This is a genomic window from Streptomyces sp. NPDC006012 (assembly GCF_042871185.1).
Classification (GTDB): Bacteria; Actinomycetota; Actinomycetes; order Streptomycetales; family Streptomycetaceae; genus Streptomyces.
In genome coordinates this window covers 428,842-446,683 of the sequence record NZ_JBIAIE010000005.1, presented here as the reverse complement: position 1 = coordinate 446,683, position 17,842 = coordinate 428,842, and the positions used below count along the sequence as shown (strand labels likewise).

General features: G+C 70.5%; 13 protein-coding genes. 6 read left to right on the top strand and 7 right to left on the bottom strand.

Features of this window, described 5'->3' with window-relative positions; genetic code table 11:
- Positions 1-411 precede the first annotated feature (411 nt).
- The gene (locus ACFYPJ_RS13440; protein WP_389015056.1) at positions 412-861 is read left to right on the top strand and encodes a PTS glucose transporter subunit IIA; all 450 of its coding nucleotides are present in this window, start codon (positions 412-414) and stop codon (positions 859-861) included.
- Positions 862-938: 77 nt separating this feature from the next.
- On the top strand, positions 939-2,609 hold the full coding sequence (ptsP, locus tag ACFYPJ_RS13435) for a phosphoenolpyruvate--protein phosphotransferase (protein ID WP_389015053.1): 1,671 nt from the start codon (positions 939-941) through the stop codon (positions 2,607-2,609).
- A gap of 74 nt (positions 2,610-2,683) precedes the next feature.
- On the opposite strand, the gene ACFYPJ_RS13430 is transcribed toward ptsP, so the two are convergent.
- Together ACFYPJ_RS13430 and ACFYPJ_RS13425 are read right to left on the bottom strand one after the other, a co-directional pair.
- Positions 2,684-3,577 carry a hypothetical protein gene (locus ACFYPJ_RS13430; RefSeq protein ID WP_389015050.1) on the bottom strand — a complete coding sequence of 298 codons (894 nt, stop codon included), beginning with the start codon at positions 3,575-3,577 and terminating at the stop codon, positions 2,684-2,686.
- Between the two features lie 218 nt (positions 3,578-3,795).
- The gene (locus ACFYPJ_RS13425) at positions 3,796-5,763 is read right to left on the bottom strand and encodes an acetoacetate--CoA ligase (protein WP_389015047.1); all 1,968 of its coding nucleotides are present in this window, start codon (positions 5,761-5,763) and stop codon (positions 3,796-3,798) included.
- 209 nt (positions 5,764-5,972) lie between these two features.
- Here ACFYPJ_RS13425 and ACFYPJ_RS13420 point away from each other — a divergent pair, with 209 nt between their 5' ends.
- Positions 5,973-8,333 carry a glycoside hydrolase family 31 protein gene (locus tag ACFYPJ_RS13420; protein WP_389015044.1) on the top strand — a complete coding sequence of 787 codons (2,361 nt, stop codon included), beginning with the start codon at positions 5,973-5,975 and terminating at the stop codon, positions 8,331-8,333.
- Between the two features lie 9 nt (positions 8,334-8,342).
- Here the strand turns inward: ACFYPJ_RS13420 and ACFYPJ_RS13415 are convergent, their stop codons facing one another.
- The gene (locus ACFYPJ_RS13415; RefSeq protein ID WP_389015041.1) at positions 8,343-8,879 is read right to left on the bottom strand and encodes an NUDIX domain-containing protein; all 537 of its coding nucleotides are present in this window, start codon (positions 8,877-8,879) and stop codon (positions 8,343-8,345) included.
- A 146-nt stretch (positions 8,880-9,025) separates the two neighbouring features.
- Here ACFYPJ_RS13415 and ACFYPJ_RS13410 point away from each other — a divergent pair, with 146 nt between their 5' ends.
- From ACFYPJ_RS13410 to ACFYPJ_RS13400, 3 genes are all read left to right on the top strand, one after another.
- The gene (locus tag ACFYPJ_RS13410; RefSeq protein WP_389015038.1) at positions 9,026-9,472 is read left to right on the top strand and encodes a Zn-ribbon domain-containing OB-fold protein; all 447 of its coding nucleotides are present in this window, start codon (positions 9,026-9,028) and stop codon (positions 9,470-9,472) included.
- Positions 9,469-10,659 carry a lipid-transfer protein gene (locus ACFYPJ_RS13405; protein WP_389015036.1) on the top strand — a complete coding sequence of 397 codons (1,191 nt, stop codon included), beginning with the start codon at positions 9,469-9,471 and terminating at the stop codon, positions 10,657-10,659. Before ACFYPJ_RS13410 ends, ACFYPJ_RS13405 begins: the two co-directional genes overlap by 4 nt.
- A 134-nt stretch (positions 10,660-10,793) precedes the next feature.
- Entirely contained in the window at positions 10,794-12,419 is a 1,626-nt protein-coding gene (locus ACFYPJ_RS13400; RefSeq protein WP_389015033.1) for a GGDEF domain-containing protein, read from the top strand.
- Between the two features lie 313 nt (positions 12,420-12,732).
- On the opposite strand, the gene ACFYPJ_RS13395 is transcribed toward ACFYPJ_RS13400, so the two are convergent.
- The 4 genes from ACFYPJ_RS13395 to ACFYPJ_RS13380 all read right to left on the bottom strand — a co-directional run bounded on the left by ACFYPJ_RS13395 (position 12,733) and on the right by ACFYPJ_RS13380 (position 17,837).
- On the bottom strand, positions 12,733-12,972 hold the full coding sequence (locus tag ACFYPJ_RS13395) for a hypothetical protein (protein WP_389015030.1): 240 nt from the start codon (positions 12,970-12,972) through the stop codon (positions 12,733-12,735).
- A 241-nt stretch (positions 12,973-13,213) separates the two neighbouring features.
- Entirely contained in the window at positions 13,214-13,819 is a 606-nt protein-coding gene (locus ACFYPJ_RS13390) for an ATP/GTP-binding protein (protein WP_389015027.1), read from the bottom strand.
- Positions 13,800-17,417 carry a hydantoinase B/oxoprolinase family protein gene (locus ACFYPJ_RS13385; RefSeq protein WP_389015025.1) on the bottom strand — a complete coding sequence of 1,206 codons (3,618 nt, stop codon included), beginning with the start codon at positions 17,415-17,417 and terminating at the stop codon, positions 13,800-13,802. The genes ACFYPJ_RS13390 and ACFYPJ_RS13385 overlap by 20 nt, the downstream gene beginning before the upstream one ends.
- Before the next feature lie 24 nt (positions 17,418-17,441).
- Entirely contained in the window at positions 17,442-17,837 is a 396-nt protein-coding gene (locus tag ACFYPJ_RS13380) for a DUF742 domain-containing protein (protein ID WP_389015022.1), read from the bottom strand.
- Positions 17,838-17,842 lie beyond the last annotated feature (5 nt).

Below are 17,842 nucleotides of genomic sequence, written 5' to 3'. Positions count from 1 at the left end.
GCGTTGACTTTTGGCACGCTGTTGAGTTCTCAAGGAACGGACGCTTCCTTCGTACTCACCCTCTCGGGCTTTCCTCCGGGCGCTTCCCTTCGGTGGTCCAAACTCTATCAGTACTTTTTCCGCTCCCTGACCACCCTCTTGCAGGCATGCAGAAGGCGCCCCGGGAAAGGAACTGGTGAGTATGGGACCTGCCAAGCAAGGGCGCTGGATCACACCACTCGGCCTCGGGCAGGGGTACAACTGTACACGGGACTTCGAAGCGCACGCAAATCGATTACGCTGGTGGTCTAGACCACTAAGTGGTAGCTTCAAAGCGGAACCTGCACTTCACATGTCATACGCTGCTGGTCAGTGGGCTGTCCGGGACAGGTATGACGGCCCATCAGCAATCCCCACCCTGGGAGGCTTCCCATGACCACCGTGATGTCCCCTCTCGCGGGACGCGCCATCGGCCTGGCGTCCGTGCCCGATCCGGTCTTCTCCGGGGCCATGGTCGGCCCGGGCACCGCGATCGACCCCGTACGCGAGCCCTCCGAAGCCGTCGCGCCGGTGGACGGTGTCATCGTCTCGCTGCACCCGCACGCCTTCGTGGTGGTCGACGCGCAGGGGCACGGCGTACTCACGCACCTCGGTATCGACACCGTGCAGCTCAACGGTGAGGGTTTCGAACTGCTCGTCGACAAGGGCGACACCGTGAGTCGCGGTCAGGGAATCGTGCGCTGGAACCCCGCAGCCGTCGAGGCCGGCGGCAAGTCTCCGATCTGCCCGGTCGTGGCGCTGGAGGCCACCGCCGACTCGCTGTCCGAGCTCCGTGAGGACGGCGACGTAAAGGCCGGGGACCGCCTCTTCGTATGGGAGTGACGTCGGCGCCGTCTGATGACGGCGAGTTGGACAACCACCGCGGCGGCAGGGTCCGCCGCACTATCGGAGACGGTGAGATGGAGACAACGCTGCGAGGCGTCGGCGTGAGCCACGGTGTGGCGATCGGCGAGGTCAGGCGTATGGGAACGGCAGTGCTGGAGCCTCCCGCCAGGCAGATTCCGGCAGCGGAGGCGGGGCACGAGCGGGGACGCGTCCGTGAGGCCGTGGACGCGGTGGCGGCCGACCTGGTGGCGCGCGGCAACCTGGCGGGGGGCGAGGCCCAGGCGGTGCTTGAGGCGCAGTCGATGATGGCCCAGGACCCTGAGCTGATAGCGGACGTGGATCGTCGTATCGCTGACGGCAGCACGGCCGAGCGCGCCGTCCACGAGGCGTTCGCCGCGTACCGTGAGCTGCTGGCCGGTGCCGGTGAGTACCTCGCGGGTCGCGTGGCAGACCTGGACGACGTGCGGAATCGCATCGTCGCCCGGCTGCTCGAGGTGCCCATGCCGGGCGTCCCGGAGAGCGACGAGCCGTACGTGCTGGTTGCCCGTGATCTCGCGCCGGCCGACACGGCGCTGCTGGATCCGACGCTCGTACTCGGTTTCGTCACCGAGGAGGGTGGGCCGACGAGTCACAGCGCGATTCTCGCGCGAGCGCTCGGGGTCCCGGCCGTGGTCGCCCTGCCGGGTGCGGGTGAGCTTGCCGAGGGAACGGTCATCGCGGTCGACGGCAGCACCGGTGACATCTTCGTAAGCCCCAGCGAGGAGAAGAAGGCGCAGCTGGAGGCCGCGGCCGCGGAGCGCAGGGCTGCTCTGGCCGCGTCGACCGGGCCGGGTGCCACGGCGGACGGGCACAAGGTGCCGCTGTTGGCCAATGTGGGCGGCCCGGCGGACGTGCCGGCGGCCGTGGAGGCAGGAGCGGAGGGCGTCGGTCTTTTCCGTACCGAGTTCCTGTTTCTCGATGACAGCAGGAGTGCGCCCTCCGAGGAGAAGCAGGTCGAGGCATACCGGCAGGTGCTGGAGGCGTTCCCGGAGGGCCGGGTGGTCGTCCGGGTGCTCGATGCGGGTGCGGACAAGCCGCTGGACTTCCTGACGCCGTCCGACGAGCCCAATCCCGCGCTCGGTGTGCGGGGGCTGCGGTCGCTGCTCGATCACCCCGAGATCCTGCGGGCCCAGCTGACCGCGCTGACGCGGGCCGCCGAAGGGCTGCCGGTCTACCTTGAGGTGATGGCCCCGATGGTGGCCGACCGTGCCGACGCCAAGGCGTTCGCGGACGCGTGCCGGGAGGCCGGGTTGCAGGCGAAGGTCGGCGCCATGGTGGAGATTCCCTCAGCCGCGCTGCGCGCGCGTGCGATCCTTCAGGAGGTCGAGTTCCTGTCCCTGGGGACCAATGACCTCGCGCAGTACGCGTTCGCCGCGGACCGTCAGGTGGGGGCGGTCTCCCGGCTGCAGGATCCCTGGCAGCCGGCGCTGCTCGACCTGGTGGCGCTGTCGGCGGAGGCGGCCAGAGCCGAGGGCAAGAGCTGCGGCGTCTGCGGTGAGGCCGCGTCGGATCCGCTGCTGGCCTGTGTCCTGACGGGTCTGGGCGTCACCTCTCTTTCCATGGGCGCGGCATCGATTCCTTATGTCCGCGCGACGCTGGGGAAGTACACGCTGGCCCAGTGCGAACGGGCCGCTTCCGCCGCTCGGGCGACGGACAGTGCCGAGGAGGCCCGGGCGGCGGCTCAGACGGTGCTGGCCGGCGAGTAGTCCGTCGCGCCGGTGCCGGCATCGAGGGGCTCCAGGGGGCGCTCCGCCTGCGGGCGGGGCGCCCCCTGGTGTGATCAGTGGTGGTGGCCAGGCCTCTTCTCGTCGTCGCCGAGGTCGGGGGGTACGGAATAGTCGACTCCTGATTCGGGAGAGATCAGGTCGCCCGATTCCACGTCGGTGCAGTAGGCGTCGAAGACTTCCCCGGCGGTCAGGGGTTCCAGGCCGTTGTGCCGGACGCGCCAGCCGTAGACGCGGTCCGCGCTGCCGGGGGCGCTGGTGCGCATGACGAGTCCGCCGGGACTGGACGTGGCGATGCCCAGTGCCAGGACGGTGGTGAATTCGAGTGCCTCTGTCTCGTCCAGTTGTGTGGTTCCCTCCGTGTCCCTGTCCGCATGGAGGACGGACACGAGGGTTTCCTCCGGGCCCGAGACGCTGCAGACGAGGTGCCTGTCGCCGGGTGGGGCTGTGTCGAGGATGCGGACGAGGAGGTCCGAGGCCCGGGTGAAGCCCGCCCGTCCGACGTCTTCTCCGCAGGTGGCGCAGAGGCCGAGGCGGGCCAGGAGTTTGGTGGCGTATTCCCACGTGGCCTGCCGGACGGCCGCGTCGACGAGGGAGGGCACCAGATCGGCGAGGTTCTGACCCTCGTAGGGGACGGTGGCGCCCGTGGCGGCGATTTCTGCGGTGAAGCGGGCCCGGCTCGCCGGGGCGTCCGGTTCGAGGCCTGTGCCTGCGCAGAATTCGGCGTACTCCACGGGGTCGAAGAGGGCGATGGTGGTGTGGTTGCCGTGGGCGGCGCGGATCCTGAGAAGCGCCTCCACCTGCTGGAGATAGGCAGTGTGGTCATCGAAAGTGAAGGTGCGGTAACGCCGCATGGCTCGGAAGTCCTGCTCGTCGGTCAGCAGCCCGAGTGTGCCGACGATCTCGCGGCGCAGGACGCGTCGCATGGTCTGGTGGTCGGTGTGCGACATGGTTCCCCCTGTGTGCAGTCGATCAATGCTCACTCACCGTAACCGGCGGCACTGACAATCGACCTGCCGAAGATCACCGGGGCCGGTTCGCGGGCGTCCTGCCGGCCGCCCTGCTGGTCGACAAAGAGCCGGGTCCGGCGGGGATCGGGGGTGAAAGGAGTCCGGGAGGGGGGCGTGAGGTCCCGGTTTATCCGTTTATCCGGGTTTCCCCCAGCCGGTCAGCCTCGGTCGCGCGCCAGGGCCTGGTAGAAGGTCAGCAGATCGAGGTTGTCGACGGAGCCCGGGTTGACGGCCTTGTCCAGTGGGGTGCCCTGCAGAAGGCGCTTGACGGGGACCTCGATGCGTTTTCCGGTGAGCGTGTGCGGGATGCCGGGAACCTCGATGATCTCGTCAGGGACGTGACGCGGTGAGAGTTGTTCGCGGATGGCCTGCTTGACTCGGCCACGGAGGGCGTCGTCCAGGACGGCGCCGGGCGCCAGGTGCACGAAAAGAGGCATCCAGTACCCGCCATCGGGCTGCTCGGCACCGATGACCAGGGATTCCTTGATCTCTGGTAGGCGCTCGACGACCTCGTAGATATCCGCGGAGCCCATGCGGACACCCTGCCGGTTGAGCGTGGAGTCGGACCTGCCGTGGATGACGACCGTGCCACGGGAGGTCACGGTGATCCAGTCGCCGTGGCGCCAGACTCCGGGATAGGTGTCGAAGTAGCTGTCGTGGTAGCGGCTGCCCTCGGGGTCGTTCCAGAGGTGGACCGGCATCGACGGCATGGGGTTGGTGACCACCAGTTCGCCCACCTCGTCGACGAGGGGCTTGCCGCTCGGGTCCCAGGACTGCAGGTCGGTACCCAGTCCGGGGGCCTGGAGTTCACCGGTGTAGACCGGCAGTGTCGGCACGGCTCCGGCGAAGCAGGAGCACACGTCCGTACCTCCGCTGACGGAGGCGATCCACAGGTCGGCGCGGACCTCGTCGTGCAGCCAGCGGAACCCGTCGGGCGGCAGGGGTGATCCGGTGGTGGCGACGCACTGCACCCTGGAGAGGTCGAAATCCCGGGAGGGGTGCACGCCGGCCTTGCGGCAGGCCATGACGTAGGCCGCCGACGTGCCGTAGAGGGTCGCCCCGGTGCGCTCGGCGACCCGCCACTGGGCGCCGGTGTCCGGGAAGCCCGGGCTGCCGTCGTACAGGACGATCGTGGTGCCGGTGAGCAGGCCGGAGACGAGGAAGTTCCACATCATCCAGCCCGTCGAGGTGTACCAGAAGAGGCGGTCTTCGGGACCCAGGTCGCAGTGCAGACCGAGCTGTTTGAGGTGCTCGACGAGAATGCCGCCCTGAGACTGCACGATCGCTTTGGGCAGGCCGGTGGTGCCGGAGGAGTACAGCACCCACAGCGGATGGTCGAAGGGGACCTGCGCGAAGACGGGTTCCGCGTCTGCCGAGGTCAGCGCCGCCCAGTCCAGGGCGCCTTCCGGTGCCTCGGTGCCGAGAAGGGGGATGTGGACGACGGCACGCAGGCTGGGCAGTTCGCGGCGCAGTTCGGCCACGGTGTCCCGGCGGTCGTGCTCCTTGCCGCCGTAACGGTAGCCGTCGACGGTGAACAGGACGACGGGTTCGACCTGCTGGAAACGGTCGAGGATGCTGCGGGCGCCGAAGTCGGGGGCGCAGGAGGTCCAGACGGCGCCCACGGCGGCCGTGGCGAGGAACGCGACGACGGCCTCCGGGATGTTCGGGAGGTAGCCGCTGACTCGGTCGCCTGGGCGGACGCCGAGGGAACGCAGTTCGGTGGCCAGGGAGCCGACCTGGCGGCGCAGTTCGGCCCAGGTGACCGGGCGTGGTTCGTGGGTCTCGTCCACGTACAGGAGCGCGGGTTCGTCCGCGCGCGCCGTTGCGGCGCGCAGGGCGTGCTCGGCGTAGTTCAGGGTCGCCCCCGGGAACCATTGGGCACCGGGCATCGTGCGATCGCCCAGTACGCGCGCGTAAGGCGTCGAGAACCGTACGTCGAACCACTCCGTGACGGCTTTCCAGAAGGTGTCCAGCTGGTCCACGGACCAGCGGTGCAGTGCGGGATAGCCGCCCTCGGACGGGGCGCCGTGCTGTCGGGCGGCCCAGGCCTGGAACTCGGTGATGCGTGCCTGGGCGATCCGTTCCGGCTGTGGCTGCCAGAGCGGCAGGGGGTTCGCGGTCGACATGGGGCGGCTCCCGGACTGGACGCGTCGTGTGCCTCGCGCGCGGGACGGATTGTGCGCGTGACACGGCTGACAGGGACGATGCCATGTGATCGACTTCTGCACCAGGGTGCGCCCCACATGGTCCGCGTTGTGAAGATGTGGTCTCAGCACGGGTGAACGGCGATTGAACGGTACCCACGTATGAGGCAGTCGGTGGCAGGGTGAGCAGCATGGACGGTCGTGACCTGGTGCGTTCGATGAGAGTGATCGGTCCGGCGCGAGCCGCACAGGCGCTGCGCAGCGTGCGGGCCGCGTGGCGCCGGAAGCGCGCCGACGCGGCCGGGTTGCCGCCGCGGGGCGTGGAGCGCGCGCGGGTGCCCGGTCCGGTGCAGAGCGTGGAGCCGGGGCCGGGGGGTGGTGTCATCCGGTTCGCGAGGTCCGAGCTGCGGATCACCGTCGCTGTGAACGGGGCCGTCTTCTGGGGTTGGGACGGGGCCCGTCCCGAACCGTCGTACGCGCTCGCCGGGCGCTGTCCGGAGCCGGATCCTCGGGCGGTGCTGGAGCCGGACACGGACGGCGGCTGGCGGGTCGTTGCGGAGCGGGTGACGGTGTCCGTCTCCCGGCACGGGGCGATCGAGGTGTGCACCCCCGGGGGAGTCATGCTGCGGCGGGATCTGCCGCCCCGGTGGTGGGAGCCGGTCGGCGGGGGCCCGGCGCGCTGGATGCAGCGCTCGGAGGTGGCCGCCGACGCACGCTTCTTCGGGCTGGGCGGGCGCGCGTCGGGACCACGGCTGCGCGACGGTACGTACCGCCTGTGGAACACCGATCCGGGTCGCGCCTTCGCCCCCGGCGACGACCCGTTGTACGTCACCATGCCGGTGCAGTTGGTGATCGCCGACGCGGCGGCGCACCTGATGTTCCACGACAGTTCGTGGGACGGGACGGTGCTGCTGCGGGAGGGCGAGGAGGGCGCCGGCTCCGGCCATGACCGGAACGGGAGGTGCGAACTCCGGATGGACGGCGGTCCGTTGCGCTGCTGGGTGATGGTGGGCACCCCCGCGCGCGTGCTGCGTGTCTGGGCCTCGCTGACCGGGGCGCCCGCGCTGCCGCCGGCGTGGGCGCTCGGGCACCATCACGCCCGTTGGGGGTTCGGGAACGAGCAGGAGGTGCGGCGGATCGTCGGCGGCTACCGCGAGCACGGGCTCCCGTTGGACGCGCTTCACCTGGACATCGATCACTACGACGAGCATCAGGTGTTCACTGTCGACCAGGAGCGCTTCCCGAAACTTCAGGGGCTTGCCGAGGAGTTGCGGCATGCGGGGATCCGCCTGGTGTCCGTCGTGGATCCGGGGGTGAAGCCCGCCGCGGGCAGTGCCGTGTACGACAGCGGGGCCGCCGTGGACGCCTTCGTGCGGACCTCCTCGGGTGAGGTGGTGCGGGGTATGTCGTGGCCCGGTGAGTCGGTGTATCCGGATTTCACGCACGCGCGCGTGCGCAAGTGGTGGGGCGCGTTGTACGAGGAGCGGCTGGCGCAGGGCTTCGCCGGCTTCTGGCACGACATGAACGAGCCCACGTCCTTCAACGCCTTCGGGGAGACGACGCTGCCCCGCTCGGCCCGCCACTGCCTGGACGGCCGCGGCGGTGACCACAGAGAGGCCCACAATGTGTATGCGCTGTGCATGGCCGACGCGGCGTATGCGGGGCTGCGTGAACTGAGCCCACCGGAGCGGCCGTTCCTCTTCTCCCGCTCCGGGTGGGCCGGCATGCAACGCTACGGGGGCACATGGTCCGGGGACGTGGCCACCGGCTGGCCGGGGCTGCGGGCGTCGTTGTCCTTGGTGCTGGGCCTCGGGTTGTGCGGGGTGCCCTACTCGGGGCCGGACGTGGGGGGTTTCGACGGGAGTCCGTCGCCCGAGCTGTTTCTGCGCTGGTTCCAGCTCGGCGCGTACCTGCCGTTGTTCCGCACCCATGCGAGCCTGCGGGCGGGGCGCAGGGAGCCGTGGGAGTTCGGTGACGAGGTGCTGGAGCACGCGCGCGTGGCGCTCCTGGAGCGTCGGCGCCTGTTGCCGTACTTCGTGACGCTGGCGCACCTGGCCCGGCGCACGGGTGCGCCTTATGTGCGTCCCCTGTGGTGGAGCACACCGGAGGACCGGGCGCTGCGTGACTGTGAAGACGCCTTCTTGCTGGGTGACTGTCTCCTGGTGGCGCCGGTGCTGGATCCGGGCGCCGACCGGCGGGCCGTGCAACTGCCGCGTGGCCGCTGGTACGACACGGTCACCGAGCGGGTGTACGAGGGGCCGGCGCAGGTGCTCGTCGACGCTCCGTTGTCACGGATTCCGGTGCTCGCGCGCGCGGGTGGCGTCGTGCCGGTGCGGGGTGCGGACGGCGAGCTGGAACTGGAAGTGTGGGCTCCGGTCCGCGGCCGGACCGGTGGCGGGCTGGTCGTGCCGGATGCGGGCGACGGCTGGGACGAACCTGAGGTCGAACGCTACGTCGCCCGCTGGGAGGGGCGTGGGGTGGTGGTCAGACGGGACGGGGAGGCCGGCCTGGGTGTGCCGTCCCGCCCGGTGCGTATACGGGGGCTCGGGTGAGGTCGGAACTCAGATGTACCGACCCTCGAACCATGCCCGTACCGCGGCGCTGTGCAGGGGGAAGCCGAGTTCCTCGGGCCGGCGCAGCAGATGCCAGCCTTCGGTCTCGTCCGTCGCGTGGGACGGTGGGAGTGCGTCGGCCGGGCGTTCCGGGAGGAGACCGAACAGCAGCAGGTGCCCGTCGGGCGAGCTCATCGCGTCGATGAGCCGTACGTCACGGGCGGCCGCGTCGATGCCCGTCTCCTCCTTGAGTTCACGGACGACGGCCTGCCGCCAGTCCTCCCGGTCGTCGATGTAGCCGCCCGGCAGCGCGACGCTCCCGCGGGCGGGCGCGACGGTGCGGGTGATGACCACGAGGGCGGTGCCCTTCGCGTCGTACGCGGGCTGGAGGGCGATGGCCACCGGCAGCGGGTTGCGGTAGGCGATGGCCCCGCAGGCCGGACAGGTGCGGGGCCAACCGGAGACTCCCTCTCCGTAGGGCGCTCCGCAGCTCGAACAGTGCGAGTCCGGCTCGGAGTTGGCGGTTGAGTGCTGAAATTCGGACACGCGCGGACTGTATCCGATCGTGGGAAGCACGTGTTCCGGAAGCTGTCCCGAAGCAGGCCGTCCGTTTCACCGGTGCGGCCTGCCCATTCGCCGACGCCCGTGCCACACTTCTGACTATCCGTCAGATCTCATGCTCCGGAGGGACCATGTCGCGCACACGCACACCGGCAGTCTCGGGTTGGTTCACCGGCGAGGGAGAAACGTTCGGGCTCCTGGGTACGCGCTGTTCGTCCTGCGCCGCGGTCTTCTTCCCTCGCGAGGACACCCACTGCCGCAACCCCGGATGTCCGGGCGGCGACCTGGTGGAAGCGCCCCTCTCACGACGCGGTCGCATCTGGTCGTACACGGACAGCCGCTACCGCCCTCCGTCACCCTATGTGAGCGACCCGGAACTTCCGTGGGAGCCGTACACGTTGATCGCAGTGGAGCTGGAGTCCGAGCGGATCGTGCTGCTGGGACAGGCGGTTCCCGGTGTCACCGTTGCCGACCTGGCGGTCGGCATGGAGGTGGAGATCGTCCCCGGAGTGCTCCACGAGGACGCGGAGACCACCTGGACGACCTGGAACTGGCGGCCGACGGAGGTGCAGGCATGACAGCGGACGTGGCGGTGCTCGGCGTGGGCCTGCACCCTTGGGGGAAATGGGGACGCAGTTTCGTCGAATACGGCGCCGTGGCCGCCCGCGCCGCGCTCGCGGACGCCGGGCTGGACTGGCGGGACATCGGGTCGATCGTCGGGGCGAACACGGTGCGCGGCGGCTATCCCGGGCAAGTCGCCGGCGCGACGTTCGCGAAGGCCCTGGGCTGGCAGGGAGCCCGGGTCACCAGCGTGTACGCGGCGTGCGCGTCCGGAGCGCAGGCGATCGCAACGGCGCGGGCGCACATCCTGGCCGGACTCGCGGACGCCGTACTGGTGGTGGGCGCCGACGCGGCGCCCAAGGGCTTCTTCCGGCCCGCGGGCGGTGAGCGCCCCGACGATCCCGACTGGTTGCGCTTCCGCCTGCTGGGTGCGTCGAATCCGACGTACTTCGGCCTGTACGCACGGCGGCGCATGGCGCTGCACGGCGACACCCCTGACGACTTCGCCCTGGTGAAGGTGAAGAACGCCGCTTCGGGGGCGCTGAATCCGTATGCGCGTTACCGCAGGCGCGTCACGGCCGAGGAGGTCGCCGCCTCGGCGGTGGTCGCCGACCCGCTCCGGCTGCTCGACATCTGCGCGACGTCGGACGGCGGTGCGGCGCTGGTGCTGTCGAGCCTGGAGTTCGCGCACCGGCGCGGCACGCCACGGCCGGTGCGGATCCGGGCGGTCTCCACCGTGACGCCGCGCTATCCCAGCACCGCGCTGGACCTGCCCGACATCGCCACGGACTCGGCGGCGGCGGTCGCGCCGCCGGAGCGGACGTTCCGGGCGTCGATCGCCCGAGCCGCCTACGAGGAGGCAGGCATCGGCCCCGAGGAACTGTCCCTGGCGGAGGTGTACGACCTCTCCACCGCCCTGGAGTTGCAGTGGTACGAGGACCTGGGGCTGTGCGGCGAGGGCGAGGGCGCGAAACTGCTGCGGGAAGGCGCAACGGCCCCGGGCGGACGCATACCCGTGAACGCGAGCGGCGGACTCGCTTCCTTCGGGGAAGCGGTGCCCGCCCAGGCGATCGCCCAGGTCTGTGAGCTGACGTGGCAGTTGCGGGGCACGGCGGGCGACCGGCAGGTCGCCGGTGCACGCGTGGGGATCACGGCCAACCAGGGGCTGTTCGGACACGGCTCGTCGGTGCTCGCGCTGCGCTGACCGAGCGACGGAAGGTGACCGAGTGACGGGAGGGGCACACGAGGTCGTCCTACGCTGTGTGATCGCCTCGAAATGCTGCGTGAACGTCTTATGAACTGCGCCTGGGCGTGCACCGACGGCGCCATCATGCTCCCGTGCACTCCTGGACGGATACTCTCCGCTTCGTTTTCCAGCCGGTGGTCAACCTGGCCACCGGCGGGGTCACCGCACTGGAGATTTTCGCCCGCCCGGAGACCGGGGACATCCTGGCCGAAGCCCGTCGGGACCCCGAACTCGACGGCAGACTGGCCGTGCTGGCCTTCCGCGCGGCGGCTCGTAGGGAGCGAATGCTGCCCCTGCACGTCAACGTGTTCGCGGCCACGCTCGCCGACCTCGGCGGCCTCACCCCCCTGCACGACGCGGTACGAGCGGCGGGACGCCTGCCGTGGGAGGTGACGCTCGACGTCGTACCGCCCTACACGCATGTGCCGCAGCGGGCGCTCCTCGACGCGCTGGATGCGCTGCGCGGCCAGGGGTTCCGCATCAGCGCCGACGGCATCGGCGAGGGCGACGTTCCCCTCAGGCTGCTCACCGACATCGCACCAGACCTGATCAAGCTGGACGCCTCGCTGCTCACTCGGCCGGCCGCGGTACGGGCGATGCGGACGCTGTGCGAGCAGTTGGGGGCCCTGCTGGCGGTCGAGGGCGTGGAGACCGAACCGCAGCACGCGGACGCGCTGTCGGCCGGTGCCCAGCTGGCACAGGGCGAGCTGTTCGCACCGCCGTCCCGGATTCCCGTCGTGGACGTCTACGTACCGCCTCGCTTCCCGGACGCCCCGGCCGCGCCGCGGTCGGGGCCGACGGTGCGCGAGTTCGTGCGGCCCGCCGCGCTGCTGCCGGTGACCGCCTCGGCGGGCCAGGTCCGGGCGCTGCTGACCGGGTCGCCGGACGTGTCAGGCGCGCTGCTGGTGAACGAGGCCGGAGCCCCGGTGCGTTCGGTGCACCGCTCACGCTTCCTGCTGTCGATGTCGGGCCGTTACGGGCATGCCCTGTATGCCGACCGGCCCGCGCTCAAGCTGGGCGACCCGCCGCGCACGGTGGGCGTCGACGCCACGGCCTGGGAGGTCCTGGACGTCGTGGCGGTCGGCGGCCGGGACCGCACCTCGGACGACGTGGCGGTCGTGGATCAGCACGGCCGCTGCGTGGGTGTCGTACGCCTCGCCGACCTGGTACGGGCGCTGGCCGAGACGCGGGTCGAGGAGGCGGCGGGGCTCAATCCGCTGACCCGGTTGCCCGGTTCGGACGTGATCACCGACGAGGTGGACCGGCGGATCGCGGGCGGACGGGGCTTCACCCTGAGCTGGCTGGACATCGACCACTTCAAACAGGTCAACGACGGGGCCGGCTTCGCGGCGGGCGACGAACTGATCCGATCGGTGGGGCGGACCCTGCAACAGGCCATGGCGGGGCACACGCGCGTGGGTCACATCGGCGGTGACGACTTCCTGGTGCTCGCCGACGAGGAGATCCTCGACCAGCTGGCCACGGCCGTGCTCGGCACCTCCTGGTCGGCGGGCGGCCGTCCCGTCACACTGTCCCTGGCCACCGTCGTCTGCGCGCCGGGCAGCGTGGTCGACCACCGGCAGGCCGCGGCCGGTCTGGCCCCGCTGAAGAAGGCCGCGAAGGCGCTGAGCGGGGCGAGCTGGGTGCTGGCGCGCGCGGGCTCGCCCGGGTACGAGATCCGGCGCGGCTCGGGCGTGACGCCCGCGCAGGCGGGCTGAGCGGCGTCCAGGAGGGCCGTGACGGGCCCCGTCGTTCATCCGGCGGGCATCGCGTGGCCCAGGCGGCTTCCGTGGCTTCACAGGGCACTGACGAGCCGAGGGGACCCCGCTCGACCTACCAGGGCGCGGGCGAGCCCTGCGACCGAAGTGTGTCCCCTGTAGGGCCGCTTGACGACAGACAGGTACGGCCGTGCGTGCGGCTGTGAGGCCGTGCACGCGGCTGTCACCATTGCCGTCGACGGCCTTGACGCTCCCCTGACGCCGGTGAACACTTCCCCGTGTCGGTCGGCATCGCCGTACATTTTCGGCGTAATCAGGCATTGCGCTGCTCGGGACCTTCCTGAGCCAGGAACCGCTCCCCCACGGGCGATGCGATCGCGTCGGCACGCTCGTCATCGACGCCGGGCGGGGCGCGGGGCTTTCCCTGCCTTCGGTCGAAGTCGCCAAGGGAACCGTCCTGCACGGGGATCCGGGGCCGATCCTCGGGGAGCCGGCGCCTGGGAGCCGTCATGAGCAACGAAGGCATCGTCACCGACGAGGTCAGCGGCACCACCGCGCCCCTGCTCCTCCTCGGTGCCGGTGTCCGCGCGGCGGTCGGCCTCGGGTGTCGCGGGACGCGAGCCTCCGGGAAGGCCATGATCTGCCCGGCAAAGACCTGCTCACCCAGCGTCGGGCGTACCGGCGCGGCGTGCTCCACGCGCGCGTGCCCCACGGTGGGGCACGCGCGCGTGGAGCCGCGCACAGGGACCACGGCTCGTACCCCGGTCGGCGGGGGTACGAGCCGTGCGCGGAACTCAGGTGGTGAGGGACCGCCGGCGCTCGGCGCCGTACGCCATGGCGTGCTGGACGACTCCGATGAGCACGTCCTTGACCGACTGGCGGTCGCGGGCGTCGCACAGGGCGAGCGGTACGTCGTCGTCGAGGTCAAGGGCCTGGCGGACGTCCTGCGCGGGATAGCGGGCGGCTCCCTCGAAGCAGTTGACGGCGACGAGGAAGGGTATGGAGCGCCGCTCCAAGTAGTCGATGGCGGCGAAGCAGTCCTCCAGACGGCGGGTGTCGGCGAGAACGACCGCCCCGAGTGCACCCTCGGACAGTTCGTCCCACATGAACCAGAACCGCTGCTGACCCGGCGTCCCGAAGAGATACAGGACCAGGTCCTCGCGGAGTGTGATCCGGCCGAAATCCATGGCCACGGTGGTGGTGTGCTTGTTTTCCACACCGCTGGTGTCGTCCACCGGACGTCCCGCTTCGGTGAGCAGTTCCTCCGTGCGCAGCGGCTTGATCTCGCTGACCGCGCCGACGAAGGTCGTCTTGCCCACGCCGAAGCCACCGGCCACCAGGATCTTGAGCGTGACCGGCTCGACCGGAGGCTTGTCGTGCTCAGAACGCCCTAAGATCATCGATCTCTACTCCTGCTTGATCGGGGTGTGGTGCCGGCCGGCCGTAGCCACCGCCACCGGGGGTTTCGATGACGAGCACGTCGCCGGGGCCGACGTCCGCCGAGTCGCTTCCGCCGAGTTCGGTGACGGAGCCGTCGGCCCGCTCCACCCGGTTGGCGCCGAGCGCGCCCGGCTCGCCGCCCGCCATGCCGTACGGCGGGACCCGGCGGTGCTGGGACAGCGTGGAGACGGTCATGGCCTCGTTGAACCGGATCCGGCGCACCGCGCCGTCCCCGCCCGGCCACCGTCCGGATCCACCACTTCCCCGCCGGACCGCGAACTCGTCGAGCAGGACGGGCAGTCGCCATTCGAGGACTTCCGGATCGGTGAGCCGCGAATTGGTCATGTGGGTCTGCACGACGCTCGCGCCGGGGAAGCCGTCTCCGGCGCCGGATCCGGAGGCGACGGTCTCGTAGTACTGGTGCCGTTCGTTCCCGAAGGTGACGTTGTTCATGGTCCCGGAGCCCTCGGCCTGGATGCCGAGGGCCGCGTACAGGGCGCCGGTGATGGCCTGGGAGGTCTCGACGTTGCCCGCGACGACCGCGGCCGGCGGCTCCGGAGCGAGCATCGATCCGGCGGGCACGATGATCTCCAGGGGGCGCAGGCAGCCGTCGTTGAGCGGGATGTCGTCGGCGACGAGGGTGCGGAAGACGTACAGGACAGCCGCGTTGACGACCGAGAACGGTGCGTTGAAGTTGGTGGCGAGCTGCGCGGACGTCCCCGTGAAGTCGATGGTCGCGGCACGGCCGGCGCGGTCCACGCGCACGCGTACCCGGATGACGGCGCCCGAGTCGGTCTCATAGGCGTACTCCCCGTCGTCCAACGCGTCGACGACCCGGCGGACGGCCTCCTCGGCGTTGTCCTGGACGTACCGCATGTATGCCTGGACGACGTCGAGTCCGAAGTTCTCGATCATGTGGCCCACCTCGTCGACGCCCTTCTGGTTGGCGGCGATCTGGGCGCGCAGGTCGGCGAGGTTGGTCGCGGGGTTCCGTGTGGGGCAGGGCGCGTCGGTGAGCAGGCGCAGCGTCTCCTTCTCACGGAAACGGCCGTCCTCGGCGAGCAGCCAGTTGTCGAAGAGGACGCCTTCCTCGTCGATGGTGCGGCTGTTCGCGGGCATCGAGCCGGGTGCGATGCCGCCGATCTCGGCGTGGTGGCCGCGGGAGGCCACGTAGAAGAGGATCCGGTCACCCTCTGTGTCGAACACCGGGGTGATGACGGTGACGTCCGGCAGGTGGGTCCCGCCGTGGTAGGGATCGTTGACGGCATAGGTGTCACCGGGCCGCATCGAGGTGCCGCGGCGGCGGATGACCTCCTTGACGCTGGTCCCCATCGAACCCAGGTGGACGGGGATGTGCGGGGCGTTGGCCACCAGGTTTCCGTCCGGGTCGAACAGGGCGCAGGAGAAGTCCAGACGTTCTTTGATGTTGACGGACTGGGCCGTGGACTCCAGCCGGGCGCCCATCTGCTCGGCGATGGACATGAAGAGGTTGTTGAAGACCTCCAGCAGAACCGGGTCGACTTTCGTGTCGAGGTCGGAACTCTGCGTAGTCGTCGCACGTTCCAAGACCAGATGGCCGTCGTCGGTCGCCGCGGCGTTCCAGCCGTCGTCGACGACGGTCGTGGCGCTGGCCTCGGTGATGATCGTGGGACCGGCGACGATCCGTCCGGGAGGCAGCGCCTCACGGCGGTGGAGGGGTACGTCACGCCAGGCGCCGCCGGAGTGGAGGCGGACCGTCCGGGGTGCGGCGGCCTTGCCCTCGTAGGTGGCGAGGGCGGAGAGATCGGGGGGTCGAGTGATGCCGGTGGCTTCGACGGAGAGGGCTTCGACGACGACGGGGCGGTCGAGCATGAAGGAGTACGTGGCGCGATGACGTTCTTCGAAGGCGTGCCGCATCGCGTCGGGCTCGCTCAGCTCGACGGTGAGGGTGGTGTCCGTGCCGTCGTAGCGGAGCTGGGCGCGGCGGGTGACCGTGATGCGGTCCTCAGGGACGTCCTCGGCCAGAAGCTCGGCGCGGGCGGCGTTCTCCAGATCGTCGGCGGTCCTGCGGACGCCGGGCAGGGCGTCGGCGGTCAGGGGTGCTTCGACGGACTGCTCGCGCATCGCCGTGGTGTCGGCGAGGCCGATGCCGAGCGCGGAGAGCACACCGGCCATCGGGGGCACCAGGACGGTCCGGATACCGAGCGAGTCGGCAACCATGCAGGCGTGCTGCCCACCGGCCCCGCCGAAGGTGGTGAGGGCGTAGCGGGTGACGTCGTGGCCTTTCTGGACGGAGATCCGCTTCACGGCGTTGGCGATGTTGGCGACGGCGATCTGCAGGAAGCCCTCGGCGACCTGCTCCGGGGTGCGGTCGTCACCGGTGCGCTCGTGGATGTCCCGCGCGAGGGCGGCGAAGCGGTCGCGGACGAGAGCGGCGTCCAGTGGCTGGTTCCCCTCGGGTCCGAACACCGCGGGAAAGTGGGCGGCCTGGATGCGGCCGAGCATGACGTTGGCGTCGGTGACGGCGAGCGGGCCGCCGCCGCGGTAGCAGGCGGGTCCCGGGTCCGCGCCCGCGGAGTCCGGGCCCACGCGGTAGCGGGAGCCGTCGAAGTGCAGGACCGAGCCGCCGCCGGCGGCGACGGTGTGGATGTCGAGCATGGGCGCGCGCAGCCGTACGCCGGCGATCTGCGTGGTGAAGACGCGTTCGTACTCGCCCGCGAAGTGCGAGACGTCGGTGGAGGTGCCGCCCATGTCGAAGCCGATGACGCGGTCGAAGCCGGCGAGCTTCGACATGCGGGCCATGCCGACGATCCCGCCGGCAGGTCCGGACAGGATGGCGTCCTTGCCACGGAACTGCCCGGCTTCGGCGAGCCCGCCGTTGGACTGCATGAACATCAGCCGTACGCCCTGGAGCTGGTCGGCGATCTGCCGGACGTAGCGGCGCAGCACGGGCGACAGGTAGGCGTCGACGACCGCGGTGTCGCCGCGCGGGACGAGCTTCAGCAGGGGGCTGACCTCGCTGGACAGCGAGATCTGCGAAAAGCCGGTGCGTGCGGCCAGCTCGCCGATCGCTTCTTCGTGCGCGGGGTGCAGGTGACTGTGCATACAGACGACGGCCACGGCGCGGATCCCGTCGTGGTACGCCTCCTGGAGCGGACCGCGCAGAGCGTCCAGGTCAGGAGGGTGCAGAACGGTGCCGTCGGCCGCGATCCGCTCGTCGACCTCGATGACGCGTTCGTACAACAGCTGGGGGAGGTCGATGCGGCGGGCGAAGATACGGGGGCGGTTCTGGTAGGCGATGCGCAGGGCGTCGCGGAATCCGCGGGTGATGACCAGAAGGGTGCGCTCGCCCTTGCGTTCCAGGAGCGCGTTGGTGGCGACCGTGGTGCCCATGCGGACGGCGTCGACGGGTTCCGGGGAGCCGTCGAGGAGCTCGCGGACACCGGCGACGGCCGCGTCGGCGTACCGCGAGGGGTTGTCGGACAGCAGTTTGTGGGTGAGCAGGCGGCCGTCCGGGCGCCGCGCGACGATGTCGGTGAAGGTACCGCCCCGGTCGACCCAGAACTGCCAGCCTGTCACGTCACTACTCCGCTTCCGCGCCGGTCACAGCGCCCGGAGGCCGTTGATCACGTTGCGCAGAATACTCTCGTCCGGCAGTTCTGCCGGAGGTACGGGACGTGTCACGTGGACGAGTTCCTTGGCCACCAGGTCGCCGACGAGGACTCGCACCACGCCGATGGGCAGGTCGAGCTCCGCGGCCAGTTCGGCGACCGACTGCGGGGCGGACCGGCAGAGTCCGACGATGTCCACGTGTTCCGGGGACAGCATCTGGTCCGCTTCCGGATCGCCCGCGTGGGTTTCCGTGACGACCACCGCGATCAGGTCGAGGCGGTGCTGGGCCGCACTGGTGGTGCGGCCGCGCGTCATGGCGTACGGACGGACGACCGGTCCGGCCTCGTCGTCGAACCAGTGGTCTCTTCCCTGACCGTCTCCGCTCATGTCAT